The 13,850-nt window shown below is 63.6% G+C and carries 10 protein-coding genes; 3 read left to right on the plus strand and 7 right to left on the minus strand.

Annotated features, from left to right (window positions below):
* Positions 1–85: 85 nt before the first annotated feature.
* From VLU25_00295 to VLU25_00320, 6 genes are all read right to left on the minus strand, one after another.
* Positions 86–376 (minus strand): hypothetical protein, encoded by a 291-nt coding sequence (locus VLU25_00295; protein HSR66352.1) that lies wholly within the window; start codon positions 374–376, stop codon positions 86–88.
* Between the two features lie 49 nt (positions 377–425).
* Positions 426–3,005, minus strand: a complete 2,580-nt coding sequence (locus VLU25_00300) for a GH116 family glycosyl hydrolase (GenBank protein HSR66353.1) — start codon at positions 3,003–3,005, stop codon at positions 426–428.
* Positions 3,006–3,042: 37 nt separating this feature from the next.
* Positions 3,043–4,650 (minus strand): sodium:solute symporter, encoded by a 1,608-nt coding sequence (locus tag VLU25_00305; GenBank protein HSR66354.1) that lies wholly within the window; start codon positions 4,648–4,650, stop codon positions 3,043–3,045.
* 124 nt (positions 4,651–4,774) lie between these two features.
* Positions 4,775–6,400 carry an alpha-amylase family glycosyl hydrolase gene (locus VLU25_00310; protein HSR66355.1) on the minus strand — a complete coding sequence of 542 codons (1,626 nt, stop codon included), beginning with the start codon at positions 6,398–6,400 and terminating at the stop codon, positions 4,775–4,777.
* A 65-nt stretch (positions 6,401–6,465) separates the two neighbouring features.
* Positions 6,466–7,356, minus strand: a complete 891-nt coding sequence (locus VLU25_00315; protein ID HSR66356.1) for an ROK family protein — start codon at positions 7,354–7,356, stop codon at positions 6,466–6,468.
* 68 nt (positions 7,357–7,424) lie between these two features.
* The gene (locus VLU25_00320; GenBank protein ID HSR66357.1) at positions 7,425–7,874 is read right to left on the minus strand and encodes a universal stress protein; all 450 of its coding nucleotides are present in this window, start codon (positions 7,872–7,874) and stop codon (positions 7,425–7,427) included.
* Positions 7,875–7,981: 107 nt separating this feature from the next.
* On the opposite strand from VLU25_00320, the gene VLU25_00325 reads away from it, so the two are divergent.
* A complete protein-coding gene (locus VLU25_00325) occupies positions 7,982–8,317 on the plus strand; it encodes a helix-turn-helix transcriptional regulator (GenBank protein HSR66358.1) in 336 nt (111 codons plus the stop codon).
* Complete coding sequence (locus VLU25_00330; GenBank protein ID HSR66359.1) at positions 8,314–11,094, plus strand: ABC transporter permease; 2,781 nt, start codon at positions 8,314–8,316, stop codon at positions 11,092–11,094. The genes VLU25_00325 and VLU25_00330 overlap by 4 nt, the downstream gene beginning before the upstream one ends.
* Before the next feature lie 238 nt (positions 11,095–11,332).
* Here the strand turns inward: VLU25_00330 and VLU25_00335 are convergent, their stop codons facing one another.
* Entirely contained in the window at positions 11,333–11,662 is a 330-nt protein-coding gene (locus VLU25_00335; GenBank protein HSR66360.1) for a type II toxin-antitoxin system PemK/MazF family toxin, read from the minus strand.
* A gap of 154 nt (positions 11,663–11,816) precedes the next feature.
* Between VLU25_00335 and VLU25_00340 the strand changes: the two genes are divergently transcribed.
* Positions 11,817–13,850: a S9 family peptidase gene (locus VLU25_00340; GenBank protein ID HSR66361.1), complete on the plus strand. Its 2,034-nt coding sequence runs from the start codon at positions 11,817–11,819 to the stop codon at positions 13,848–13,850.

Consider the following 13,850-nt stretch of genomic DNA (forward strand, 5'->3'; position numbering starts at 1 on the left):
GCTTCCGCTGGCAGCGGGCTCCTCCCTGGGCTGGAGGATCGCTCGCCTTCAGCGAGCCCGGACTTCTTTTGTCAGGTTGCAGGCCTCAGCGGCGGTAGATCACTTCGTAGGCCTGCCCGCCGCCCACGTGGGCGGCGTCGATGAGGGTGCCGATGCCGGCTCCAATAAGCATGCTGATGGGCACGACGCTGTAGACGATGTCTCCCTGGGAGACGATGACGGCTCCGAAGCCGCCTCCAGCCGCCGCGCCAATGGCGGCGCCAGTCCAGACGGGATCGCTCTTGCGGAACCGCTTTTCTATCAAGTCGACGGCCGAACGTGGGATCTCCCGCCGGCTGTCGTTGGCAAGCCGCAGCAGCAGGGCCTCGTCCTCCAAGCCCTGGAATTCGCCCTCTGAGGGGAGTCTGCTTCTTGACTCGTTAGCGTTAGCGCCGCAAGGTCAGGGAATGCTCCTGATAGCCGGATCCCTGGGGCAGCGTGAAAGTCAAGGTTTTTCCGTCATGCGAGAGTTCGGCGCCCTCGACCGAGGCTAAGGGGACGCCGCCATGGAGGTCGATGCGGTAGCTGTGGCCGCCGCGTCCTGAAACGGTGAGCGTGAAGGCCGAGATGTCGTCGTTCCACTGCTGTGAGAGGACCTTGAGGTTGGAGCTGGGCATCCCCAGAGCCGGGAGCGAAATGGGAAAGCTGTAGCGGAAGTCGTGGACGTAGTTGGTCTTGAGCGTGGTCTTGCCGGGCGGCAACTGGCGCGCCGTATGAAAGCGGCGGCCGCGTCCCGCGCGATTGCCCACGGGGCCTGGTACGGAAGGCTGCAGTGTGGGAGCCCCTTCTTCCTCCTCCATCAAAGCTTCGAATTCCACCGTGGGAGCCAGCGTGGGGCGAAAGTCGAAGTCGAGGCTCGCCTCGGAGTTGTTGACGACCTCCAGGGTCGAACCGTTGCCGTCCCGACGGAAACGGATATCGACCCGTCCCTCTCCCAAGGGGATGTTGGTGATGGCGAAGCGGTCCCAGTCACCAGGAATCTGGGGCGCCAGGATGATGCGCCGCCGGGGGACGTCCACCTCCAGCCCCAGCAGTCCGCGCAGCAGCGGAGAGACCACCATGGCGGCTGACCAGATCTGGTGCGGCGAGCTGGTGGAAAGGGGGGAGTAGGCGGCTCCCGAGACTACTTCGGTGGTGTGTCCTCCCGAGCCGTCCAGCGCGATCAGGGCGTTGGCCATCAAGTTGGCGTAGGCGGGCTGCGGACGCTGGTAGCGGTACTGACCCAGCGAGGCCCATCCGCTGAAGAGCGGCCACACCGAGCCGAAGTGGTATCCGGCGGGACCGTAGTTGGCGCTCCGGGAGGAGATGATGCGGCTGCCCCAGTCGGAAAGGTGGTCCTCAGAAGCCAGTTGGGTGATCATGCGCGAGGAGCGCCGGCCGTCAGTGAGGCGAAACCACATTGGAACGGTGGCCAGGATGCTGGGCTCGTCAACCAACTCGCCTTCACCATCGATGGCCAGGCCATAGCGGGACCGCTCTTCCATCCAGAAGCGTTCCTCCAGCCTGACGCGGCTGGCCTGGTATTGCTCTTCCCACTCTTGGGCCTTGCTTTCATCGCCGCGCAGCAGCGCCAGCTCGCTCATAGCCCGGAGTGCGGCCACTCCTAATCCGGCTTGATAGAACTCGGTGCGGACGGGCAGCAGCGGCCCGCCTTCGATCCATCCGTGCCCGACCTCCTGGTTGCGGGGAAAACCGTCCTCGTCGTAGGTCGATTTCGTGAACTCGAGAGCGCTCTCGAGGCGCTCCCAATGCTCGCTGAGAAAGCGCCTGTCCCCGCTGGCCCGGACATAGTCCAGCACGGCCAGGATGTAGAGCTGGGTGGCGTCGGCCGAAGCCCATGGGTAGGGATAGTCGCGGAACCAGTCGGTGAAAGGGGCGCTCTGAGCGATCTCGTGGGGAAGCTTGCCGTCCCCCCGCTGGTAGTGGGCGATGAACTCGATGGCCTGGCGGGCCGTGTCCAGGTCGCCTCCGGCGGTCAGGGCCATGGTGCTCCAAAAGGTGTCGCGCCCGAAGAACCAGGCAAAGCCCGGACGCGGCGCGCCCTTGGAAAGGCCGAATCCGGCCACCAGCCCGCGTCCCGGCATGAAGGGGTTCTCCACCAGTCCCTTCATCATGCTCAGCATCGACCACTCGTAGGCCGCCTGCAGGCGGGCGTCGGGGAGTTCCAGCCGCACCATTTGGCGCAGATAGTTCCGGTAGAAGTCCTCGGTCTGCCGCAGCAGACCGGCCGCGTCTTGCAGCAGGCGCCGGTAGGTCTCCTTGAGCGAATCCAGCCCCTGGAAGTCGGCAGCGATCACCAGCCACACCTCCCCCGAACCCTGGAAAGTGCCCAGGTCCATGGCGGCGTGGCGGCTGGAGTTGTAGTTGGACGCGAAGGCGCGGCTTTGCAAGGAGGCGTCGGGCGAGCCCACCAGGGCCCTCCAGGGACGTCTTTCCACGCCCATCACGAAGGCCTTCAACTCCTCGTCCCAGCCGTTGTAGTCCGACTCCAGCCCCGCCGGCCACATCAGTTTGAGGGAGGGAATGAAGCGGGCCTCGACTTCCAGCGGGGCCGAGGACTCGATGGCGAGGCGGACGAGGGCGCCTTTTTCCTCGCGGGGGACGACGAAGGTCTGTTCCACCCTGAAGTGCTGGGCGTAGTAGTCGCCGGAGTAGATCAGCGTCGTCGATCCCGGCTGGTAGCGCACCGAGCGCACGACGGTGTGCGCGGGCATGGCGCGGCCGCCCAGTGTGAAGTCGAGATGAAAGTCGTCGAGGATTCCCAGCGGGTAGACCCAGGCCTCGAAATGTCCCGATTCCTTGCCCAGGATGGCGGCGTGGGGACCGACGGCGTTCATGAACTCCCAGGGCCGGGCCGTGCGCTCGATGCGCAGATGGGGAGCGTCGTAGGAGTCCTGTGCCGGCGCGGCGGTCAGCAAGCCGCCCGCCAACCCTAACGCCAATCCGGCCCCTGCAAGTTGTCTCATAACAGCGCAGCTCATGTCTTACTCCAGCGAATCGCTCCTACCAGTAGCTGATGACCAGCCACAGCGTCAAGAGGATAAGGCCAGCCGACTGGTAGCGATAGTCTTTGTACCAGGGCACCGGCGGAAGGTCGGCGGTGGCGTCCTTGACGACTTCGGGGTTGAAGACGAAGTTCTTGACCTGATCCTGGCTGGGCGGCGCGGTGAACTGGCTGACGATCCAGACCGTCAGGCAGGAGAGAGCGAAAAATATGCCGGCGTGGATGAGGAAATGGAGATTGGCGAAGTCGCCGGTAAACGTCCCCTCGATGGACGGGTAGACGCCGTCGCTGCGCATGATCAGCACGATGGCGGCGATGGCGTGACCCACGATCATGGCCATCAGCGCCGAGGTCCCGGTGGAGCGCCGCCAGAACATGCCCATGATGAAGATGGCCGCCACCGGAGGCACCAGAAAGGCCAGCATGTTCTGGAGGTAGTCGAAGAGTCCCTCGTACTCCTGCACGACCGGGGTCCAGGAGGCGGCGACAACCATGATGAAGAGGGTGGCGAAACGTCCGATCCAGGTCAGCCGGGCGTCCGAGGTATCGGGCTTGAACTTGCGCACGAAGTCCATGGTGATGAGGGTGGAGGCCGAGTTGAGCGTGGAGTCGACGCTGGACATGATGGCCGCTACCAACCCGGCCAGCATGAGTCCTTTGAAAACCGGGGGCAGCAGCTCGGTGATCAGGGTGGGGAAGACCATGTCGCCGTTGGGCAGATCGGGAAAGAGCTGTCGGGCCATCACTCCCGGAAAGACCATGATGAAGAGCACCGGCAGCTTGAGCAGGCCGGCGAAAAGGGCGCCCCAGCGGGCGTGGCGGATGTTCTTGGCGCCTAAGACCCTCTGCACGATGAACTGGTTGGTGCACCAGAAGTAGAAGCCCAGAATGGGCACCCCGGTGAGCAGTCCCAGCCAGGGCATGGTGGCGTCGTCGATGGGACGCACCACCGACAGCATCTCGGGGGGCGTGTTGTCGATGACGGCATCCCAGGAGCCGACCTGTCCCAGAGCGATGAAGGTGATGGCGATGCAGCCCACGATGATGATGACGGCCTGAATCACGTCGGTATAGACCACCGCCGAGAGTCCGCCGGCCGCCGTGTAGAGCCCTGCCACCAGAGCCAGCAGCAAGGCTGAAAGGATGAGGTCGGCCTCGGGCCAGAAGAGCTTGATGACCACGGCACCGCCGTAGAGGGCGCCGGCCACGTCGATAAAGACGTTGTTGATGATGGTCAGACCCGAGAAATAGAAGCGCACCGCCGGCCGAAAGCGGCGCTCCAGGAACTCGGGCATGGTGTAGACCTTGGAATTGAGATAGTAGGGAATGAAGAAGATGGCGAAGAAGACCAGCACCACCGCCGCCATCCACTCGTAGTTGGAAACCGAGATGCCGGTGACGTAGGCGGCCCCGCAGAGTCCGATCAGCGTGGAGCTGGAGATGTTGGAGGCGAAGAGCGAAAAGCCCACGGCCGGCCAGGCCAGCCGCCTTCCTGCCAGAAAGTAGTCCTCGGTGCCGGCGTGCTTGCGGGCGAAATAGAATCCGATGAAGAGGACGACGAAGAAGTAGGAGACGACGATGATCAGATCAATGAGTTCTAGAGGCAAGAGATCCTCCCTTCACTCCCGCGGTCGGGTCGTTGACGTTGCTGGCGCGTTCCGTCCTGTTCGGCAAGGGTCAGTGGGCATGCAGTCGTCTCAAGTCCTTGCATGATCGGTTCTAGCTTCGGCATCAATCCTTCAGTTTCACAATCAGGCCTTCGTCGGCGCGCAGTTGCAGGCGCGACAGGTCGGCGGGGCCGCTGCGGTCGAGTCGGGTAGAGAGGACGATCTCAGCGTGTCCCGCCTCCCGGCTAAGGTCCACCCTCTTGGCCTCGGAATCAAAGTTGAGGCAGACGGCGAAGCGTTCGGATTGCGGAAATGATCGTTCATAAGCGTACACTCCAGGAGCTTCCACGGCGAGTGTGCGGTAATGGCCCAGGTGAAGGGCGGGTTCCGCCCGGCGCAAGCCCGCCAACCGGCGGAAGAGGGCCAGATGAGAGGCGTCATCCTTTTCCTGGGACTGCACCGAGAGCCGCCCGTGGTCGGCGTGGAGAGGCAGCCAAGGCTCGGCGGAGGGCGGACAGAAGCCGGCGTTGGGTCCGCGCTCCCAGAGCATGGGCGTCCGCACCTGGTCTCGGGCCATGGCGTCCACCAACTCGGGCTGAAGATGGGCGATGGGATCATTCCATTTCTCTTTGGGTATGGGGACGTTCTCTAATCCCAGCTCTTCGCCGTAGTAGACGGTGGGTGTGCCTCTCAGGGTCAGCAGCAGCATGTTGGCGCAGCGGGCCTGGCGCTTTCCCACCCGGCTGGCGCTGCGGTGGCGGTCGTGGTTGCTGGCCACGTAGCAGGGCCAGGCTCCCGGCGGCAGCAGCGACTCGTAGCGCTCGACCATGGCCCGCACCGACGCGGCCTCCCAGGACGTTTCCACCAAATGGAAGTTGAAGGGTTGGTGGCATTCGTCCAGATCTTCGCCGTAGTAGCGCACCAGCTTCTCCAGAGGCAGGTAGATCTCCCCCACCATGTAGCGGTCGTCGAACTCGTCGACGGTGCGTCGGAAGGCCCTGATCAATTGGTGGATGCCGTCCACGTCCTGGGTGTAGCAGTGGATGAGGCTGTCAAAAGGATTAACCCCGTCCCAATCGGGATTGGGCGGTTCGTCGCGCAGCCTTTCGTCCTTGAGCATCAGCCAGATGACGTCCACGCGAAAGCCGTCCACTCCGCGGCGCAGCCAGAAGCGCATGTTGTCGAGCATGGCTTCCAGCACCTGTGGATTGCGGTAGTTGAGTTCGGGCTGCTGGGTGACGAATTGATGCAGATAGTACTGGCCGGTTCTTTCGTCCAGCGTCCAGGCCGGACCCCCGAAGACGCTCAGCCAGTTGTTGGGGGTTGAACCGTCCGGCTTGGGATCGGCCCAGATGTACCAGTCGCGCTTGGGATTGTGGCGGCTGGAACGGCTTTCCTGAAACCAGGGGTGCTGGTCGGAGGTGTGATTGGGGACCAGGTCGATGATGAGCTTGAGTCCGCGCTGGTGCATCTTCTCGAGCAGACGGTCGAAGTCGTCGAGAGTGCCGAAGAGGGGGTTGATGTCGCGGTAGTCGGCCACGTCGTAGCCGTTGTCGTGCATGGGCGAGGGGTAGACGGGCGAGAGCCAGACGGCTTCGACTCCTAATCGCTGCACGTAGTCCAGGCGCTTTTCGATGCCCCTCAGGTCGCCTTTGCCGTTGCCGCTGCTGTCCTGAAAGGAGAGCGGATAGATCTGGTAGACGATGCCTGTTTTCCACCACTCGGCCTGGGTTGCCGATTGCCCGTGCATAATCCTCCCTGGGGTCTCGCCTTGAAACCCGTTTCGAAGTGCATTGTCCGCGCGCGTTCGACTGCTCAGAGGGTCAAGCAAGCCGCCCCGAAAACTCCCGACGAATCGCCCAGTTGGTTTTTCTTAACCGGGGTATCGCAATAGTCGCTGAAAACGTACTCGTGGAGCGAGTCCAGACCTTGTCCGTAGAGAAAGGCCACGTTGGAAACACCGCCTCCCAGCACTATGGCGTCAGGGTCGAGCACATTGACGACATTGGAGAGGGCCAATCCGAAGTCGGTCAGGAATCCGTCTTTCCAGCTCTTGCAGCGCTGTTCCTGGGGGTGGGCTTCCACCCACTCGACGATCTCGGCCAGGCTTAAGGAGGGTCCTCCCTGGTCTTCTTCCCAGCGGCCCTCCAGCGCCGGACCCGAGAGGTAGGTCTCGACGCATCCTTTCTGTCCGCAGTAGCAAGGATTCCCGCCCGGGTAGAGCTTTTGGTGTCCCCATTCGCCTCCGATCAGCAGCCGTCCCGAGTGGACGCGTCCATCCAGCACGATGCCGCCGCCCACCCCGGTGCCCATGATGACGCCGAAGACGCAGGAATATCCGCGTCCGGCGCCCAGCAGGGCCTCGGCCAGGGCGAAGCAGTTGGCGTCGTTTTCCATGGCCGCCTCGCGCCCCAGGGCCTCTTCCAGGTCCTTCTTCAAGGGGCGTCCGTTGAGGCAGACGGTGTTGGAGTTGCGCATCAGTCCGCTGCGGGGCGAGATGGAGCCGGGCGTACAGATGCCTACGGGGCAGGACGTCCCGGCTTCCTCTTCAAGCTGCGCGACGAAGCCGGCCAGGCGGGTGACGATGGCCGCGTAGCCTTCGCTCTGGCGGGTGGGGATGCGGCGGCGCACCACATCTTTGAGATCGTCGTCGGCCACAATCCCCTCGATCTTGGTTCCGCCTAAGTCGATGCCGATTCGAAGCATAGAAAGCCCAGAAACGGCATCGAATTATAGACGCGGCCCGCAGCGGACGCAAGGGCGGCGGCGACCCCTTAGGGGTTGCGGCGTACGATGAGGACGGAACAGGGAGCCCGTTCCAGGACGCGTCCTGTGGTGCTGCCCAACACCACCTGGTCGAGGCCGGCCGAACCGTGCGAGCCCACCACGATCAGGTCGGCGCCCCATACGTTGGCGTTCTCCAGTATCTCCTCGAACCCGCGTCCGCTGCTGATTTGGGTCTTGAAGTTGACGTCCTTCAGCCTGGCCCTGAATTGCTCGACCAGCTTTTCCATGGCCTCGTGGGCCTTTTCCTGAAGATCGACGGTCAGTTCTCCCAGACCTTCGGGCGGAAGATACTGTGAAAAAACGGGTTGGGCTTCCAGGGCGTGCAATATGAACAAACGCGCCGAGCCGCTTTGCCGGGCCAGGTCCACGGCCCTGTTGAGGGCCTCGATGGAATCGTCCGAGAAGTCGACGGCGCAGAGGATCTTCTTAAATGCCATAGCACTCCTATTTTACTGCCCCGCCCGCAGCTAGGCCAGAACGCCTCCCAGGCGATCTACGTTTGGGCGGTTTGACTTTGGCTTTTCGTTTTGTTCAACTATGTTGAATGGGTAAGAAAGGGTTTTTGGGCGAGTTCGAGCAATTGGTCATGCTGGCGGTGGCCCGTCTTAAGGGAGGAGACGACGCCTACGGCATGCGCATCCATGAAGAATTGCAGGAGACGATCGACCGTCCCGTTTCCATTACGGCGGTTTACGTGACTTTGTCGCGGCTGGAGGAAAAGGGCCTGGTGTCCTCCTGGAAGGGAGAACCCACTGCCGAGAGGGGGGGACGGGCCAAGAAGTACTTCAAGCTGGAAGCTGCCGGTGAGGAAGCGCTCAAGCAGTCCAGGGAGTTTTTGGTGCGCCTTTGGGAAGGCGTCGAATTGGGTGCCGAAGAGTGAAATCCGAGCCTCGCCATCAGGACGATCCTACCCCAAAGGTGCGTCCGCCGGCCGCGGCCGAGTGGCTGCTGGGCTGGCTGCCCGAGATTTATCGGGAATGCATCCTGGGCGATCTTGAGGAGCGTTTCTATAGTCAAGTCCTGCCGCTGAAAGGCAGAGCCGCGGCCCGCAAGTGGTACTGGAGGGAGGCGCTGCGGGCCGTCAATCCGATTTACTGGCCCCACCTGGGCCGCTTTTCTCAAACAGCCCGCAAGGCGGCTGTGGGCATGCGCCGGGTTGGACGCGCGGCGGCGGCCGCGGGCGACGACCTTTCCCTGGCCTGGAGGCGCCTCAAGCAGAGTCCCGGCTTCGTGCTGGCGGCTTTGCTGAGCCTGACCTTGGGCATCGGCGCCACCTCGGCGGTCTTCAGTTTGCTGGAGGGACTGTGGCTGCGTCCCTTGCCGATTCCGGCGGGCCAGCGTCTGGTGGAACTCAGCCAGTCCATGCCTGGGGCCGGCTTCGATGTCTTGGGGTCGACGCCCCTGGAGATTTCGGAGTACGCTCAAGCGGAATCCTTGGAGTGGGCCGCCGACCATCACTCCATGTACTTCACCCTGCTCGACGGCGTCAGTCCCAGCAGCGTGGAAACGGGAGTCGTGGCCTGGGATTTCTTCCACAAGCTGGGAGTCGAGGTTCTGCACGGCCGAGGACTGCGGGCCGCGGACGACAGCGCCCACGGGGAAGGACGCCTGCTGCTCAGCTTCGGCTACTGGCAGGAGCATTACGGCGGTTCTCTGACGGTGCTGGACCAGGCGGTGGAGATGAACAACCGGCCCCACCGCATCATCGGCATCCTTCCCCCACTGCCCTTCTACCCCTTAGACGCTGACGTCTACATGCCTCATTCCAACTGCCCTTTCCGCGTCCGCACCCAGCAGGCGCAGCCGCGGGGACGGGGAGGCTACCGGGCCCTGGCCCTTCTGACCCCCGGAGTGAGTTTGGCGGAGGCCCGGCGGGAGGTGTCGGCCATCGCCCAGGACATGCAGCGCCGCTTTCCCGACGATTACCCACTGGACAGCGGGTTTACCGTGCGCCTGCGTCCCTTGCAGGACGTGTTGGCCGAACGGGCCCGCACGCCGCTGGCAGTCCTCTTCGCCACCGTCCTCTGCGTCTTCCTCATCGTCTGCGCCAACCTGGCCAACCTCAATCTGGCCCGTCTGACCCGGCGGACCCCCGAGATGGCCCTGCGCAGCGCCCTGGGGGCAGGACGCGGACGCCTGCTGGGGCAGCTCTTGACCGAAGGATTCCTGCTGGCCGGCGCCGCGGCCCTGCTGGGACTGGCTTCGGCCGCCGCCTCGCTGGAACTGCTGCGTCCTTTCGCCGCCCGCCTGAGCGTACGGGCCGCCGAGATCAGCATCGACGGAGGCGTGCTGGCGCTGGCCCTGACGGGTTCGGTGCTGGCCACCTTGATCTTCTGCCTGCTGCCGGGACTCATCCTGCTCCATTCGGAAGGGCGCGCTCAGGGATTGACCAGCCGTTCGCGCGTCCACCGGGCGCCCGGCGCCGGACGCCTGAGAGGACTGCTGGTGGTGGCCCAGGTGGCCTTCTCGGTGGTGCTGCTGGTGGCCGCCGGCCTGATGCTGCAAAGCGTCTTCAAGCTGCAGCAGGTCGATCCAGGTTTCGACCCCAAGCGCGTCTTGGGCACCAACGTCCGACTCAACTGGACCCTCTATCTCGACGATGACCAGGTCAACGCCTTCTACCTGCCCCTGCTCGAGGATCTCTCTCAGCGCCCAGGCGTTCTCTCGGCCGCTTTGGCGGCTCACGTGCCCTTGGACGGCCGGACCTCGACAGGCAGCTACCGGCTGGCCAAGGCCGTGGCTGCGGAGGAAGACTCGCAACCCCTGGCGACCTACAACCGCAGCCTGGTGCCGGCGCCGCAGGCCGAGATGCTGGTCGAGGAGCAGGAGTACCGCACCGAGTTGCAGTCGGTTTCCGGACGCTACTTCGAAGTCATGGGTATTCCTGTTCTAGCCGGCCAGATCGGAGCCTTCCTGGGGTCGCAGCAGGCCGTCATCAATCGTACGCTTGCCGAACGCCATTGGGACGATCCATCCCAAGCGCTGGGGAGCAAGCTCTACCTGGGGACATGGGAGAATCCTCTCACCGTCACCGCCGTGGTGGGCGACGTGCACGAGCAGGACCTGAGCGTGCGGCCCAGTCCTCAGCTTTACGTCCCCTTCAACTTGTCTCCCTGGAGGCAGGCCATCGTGCTGCTGCGCACGCCTCAGAGCGCCGGGAGCGCCGCAGCCATGTTGCGCCAAGCCGTGGACCGGCTGGATAGCGAGCAGCCGCTGGAGGCTTTCCAGCCCATGGAAGAACTGCACCGCGAGTCCATCGCCCCGCCCCGTCAGACGGCCCAGTTGCTGGGTGTTTTCGCCTTGGCCGCCCTCATCGTTACCGCCACCGGAATCGTGGGCGTGACGGCTTACTCGGCTTCCCGCCGCCGTCACGAGTTCGGCGTGCGCATGGTCTTCGGCGCCAGCCGCCGGTCGATTCTTTTCAACGTTCTCAGGGAGGGTCTGGGGCTGACCGCTCTGGGCCTGTTTCTCGGCCTGCCCGTCGCCCTGCTCACCAGCCGCCTCCTGCAGGAGCTGCTCTTCGGAGTCACCTGGTCCGACCCATTGACCTATGTCGCGGTAACCCTCTTCTTCCTCGTGGCCGCCGCCGCCGCCACTCTCTACCCCGCCCGCCGCGCCACCTCCATCGACCCCGCCGCCTCCCTGCGCTGCGAATGATGCAGGGCGCCCAGAAGTACGCCACTTGAGCATCAGAAAGCGGCCGAGTATCCGCAAGAAGAGGAAGAAAAGCTCGATCTTAGCCTATCTTCGCAGCCTCTTTTTCTAATCCAAAAAGTATCGCGGCAAGGATGCTTCTCCCACCGTGGCAACCGTGGGAGGCGCGTCTTTGCGGCGATGGTCTCGACGCCTATTGCCGGCAAGTCGGCCCCTACCCGAAGCAGCACAGATCCCGCCATTAGTGCGAGAACACTTCCTGGAGGACGTGCAGGGCGCGCAGAGAGGCGGCTTTTGTGAGGCGGCCCAGTTTCTTGACCAAGCGGGACTTGTCGACGGTTCGGATCTGGTCGAGGACGACTTGGCCCTCCTTTTCCTGCAAGCGGCAATCGACCCGGGTGGGGTAAGGCCGTCCCTTAGTGGTCATGGGAGCGATGATGACCGTGCGGATATTGCGGTTAAGTTCGTCGGGGGAGATAACCAACGCTGGACGCGTCTTGCGGATCTCTGAGCCAACCGTGGGATCGAGATTGATGAGCCAGACGTCGAAGCGGCGCACTACCACTGCCACTCCTCCTCATCCCAGGTCGGGGCCGGCAGGTCGGCATCCAGCAAATGGTCGTCTCCACCCTCGGCCATCTGGCTGAGAGCCCGATCCCGGCGATCCTCATTGACCCTTCAGAGCACGAGAGACTAAACTCGTCGCAGGAATCCAGGAGGTGAGCGTGCGAGATTTCAGAGGCAGAGCGAAAGAAGTGGTTGTGGCTTTGGCGGCGGTCTTCTTAGCGGCCGGTTGGGCCTGGGGGCAGGAGGCTGAGGAGGAAACCCAGCCGGAAGTTCCCGAGTTCGAGGACATTTTGAACTTGAAGTCGCCTTCATCGCTGGCGATTTCGCCGGACGGGCGCAAGGTGGCCTATGTGGTGCGGGAGGCGGATTGGGAGGAGAACGAGTACGTGAGCCAGATCTGGCTGGCAGGGCCCGATGAGGAGCCGCGTCAGATGACCTTCGGCGAGAAGTCGGCCTCTTCGCCCCGATTCTCGCCCGACGGACGCTGGCTCTCCTTCACCTCTTCGCGCGACGAGAAGAACCAGGTCTTCCTGCTGCCTCTGGCGGGCGGCGAAGCCCGCAAGCTGACCGACGCCGAAGAAGGCGTGCGGGGCTACCAGTGGGCTCCCGACTCGCAAAGCATCGCCTATGTGGCCAGCGACGAGAAAAGCGAGGCCATGAAGGAGCGGGAAGAGAAATACGGCAAGTTCATGCTGGTGGACGAAGACTTCGACATCGACCACCTGTGGATTCAGCCCGTCGAAGAAGGCGAAGCGCGCAAGCTGGTGGGCGATGAAGACAAGAACATCGCCGGCATGGCCTTCTCTCCCGACAGCTCGCTCATCGCCTTCTCGGCCGCCCCCGACTCGCGCACCAAGTCCTTTTCAAAGACCGATATCTTCATCGTCGAAGTCGAGAGCGGAGAGATCCGCACCCTCGTCGATCAGGAGGGACCCGACTCCAATCCGGTGTTTTCGCCCGATGGGACTCAAGTGGCTTTCAACACCTCGATGGGCACCGAGGTCTACTTCGTCAATACCGAGATCGCCTCGATTTCCGTCAGCGGCGGCCCCATTGTCAACCTGACCGGCGAGTTCGACGAGGACGCCCGCCTGCTGGACTGGAACGCCGCCGGCATTCACTTCACCGCCTTCCAGGGCATGTCGCGCCATCTTTTCCGCCTGGCGCCGGACACGCGGGCCGTCCGCAACCTGACCCAAGGCGGCAGCGGGAACTTCGTCCTGCAGTCGGCGGACATCAATCCGCAAGCCTCGCGAATGGCTTTCAGCTTCGTGGACGGGCAGCACTATCCCGAGGTCTATCTCTCGCCCGTCGGCGAGTTCGACAGGCTCAAGCTGACCGATTTCAACGGGCAACTCCAAGGCTGGAAGCTGGCCCGCAAAGAAACGCTAAGCTGGCAGAGCCGGGACGGCGCCGAGATCACCGGCGTCCTCATCAAGCCCGAGGACTTCGACGCCTCTACGCGCTACCCTCTCTTCGTCATCATCCACGGAGGACCCACCGGCATCTCCTATCCTCAACGGGTGGACCGTTACAACGGCATCTATCCCATCGAGCAGTGGGTGGCGCGGGGGGCTCTGGTGCTCTTGCCCAACTACCGCGGCAGCGCCGGCTTCGGAGCCGATTTCCGCAAGCTCAACTACCGCAACCTGGGGGTGGGCGATTATTGGGACGTTATTTCGGGCGTCGACCATCTGATCGGCCGGGGGATGGTCGACGGCGACCGGGTGGCGGCCATGGGCTGGAGCCAGGGCGGCTACATCAGCGCCTTCATTACCACCTTCTCGGACCGCTTCGCCGCCACCAGCGTGGGGGCCGGCATCTCGGACTGGGTCACCTACTATTACCAGACCGACATCACGCCTTTTACGCTCCACTATCTGGGCGGGAACCCCTGGGACGATCCCGAGGTCTACCGCAAGACCTCGCCCATGACCCACATCAACAAGGCTCAGACCCCCACGCTCATCCAGCACGGGGAGTTCGACCAGCGGGTTCCCACTCCCAACGCCTACAAGCTATACCGCGGGCTGCAGGATCGCGGGGTGCCCAGCAAGCTCATCATCTACAAGGGATTCGGGCACGGCATCAGCAAGCCCAAGGAACGGCTGGCGGCCTTGACCCATAATTGGGATTGGTTCGAACAGTGGATTTGGAACCGCGAGTCCGCCGACACCTCCAGCGGACGTTGA

The sequence above is a fragment of the Acidobacteriota bacterium genome (genome assembly GCA_035471785.1).
Classification (GTDB): Bacteria; Acidobacteriota; UBA6911; order RPQK01; family DATIPO01; genus JANQFM01.

What these genes read in the sequence shown, in the direction of transcription:
- VLU25_00300 (HSR66353.1), bottom strand. Translation starts at nt 3,005, where the DNA reads ATGAGACAACTTGCAGGGGCCGGATTGGCGTTAGGGTTGGCGGGCGGC.
- VLU25_00315 (HSR66356.1), bottom strand. Translation starts at nt 7,356, where the DNA reads ATGCTTCGAATCGGCATCGACTTAGGCGGAACCAAGATCGAGGGGATT.
- VLU25_00320 (HSR66357.1), bottom strand. Translation starts at nt 7,874, where the DNA reads ATGGCATTTAAGAAGATCCTCTGCGCCGTCGACTTCTCGGACGATTCC.
- VLU25_00310 (HSR66355.1), bottom strand. Translation starts at nt 6,400, where the DNA reads ATGCACGGGCAATCGGCAACCCAGGCCGAGTGGTGGAAAACAGGCATC.
- VLU25_00325 (HSR66358.1), top strand. Translation starts at nt 7,982, where the DNA reads ATGGGTAAGAAAGGGTTTTTGGGCGAGTTCGAGCAATTGGTCATGCTG.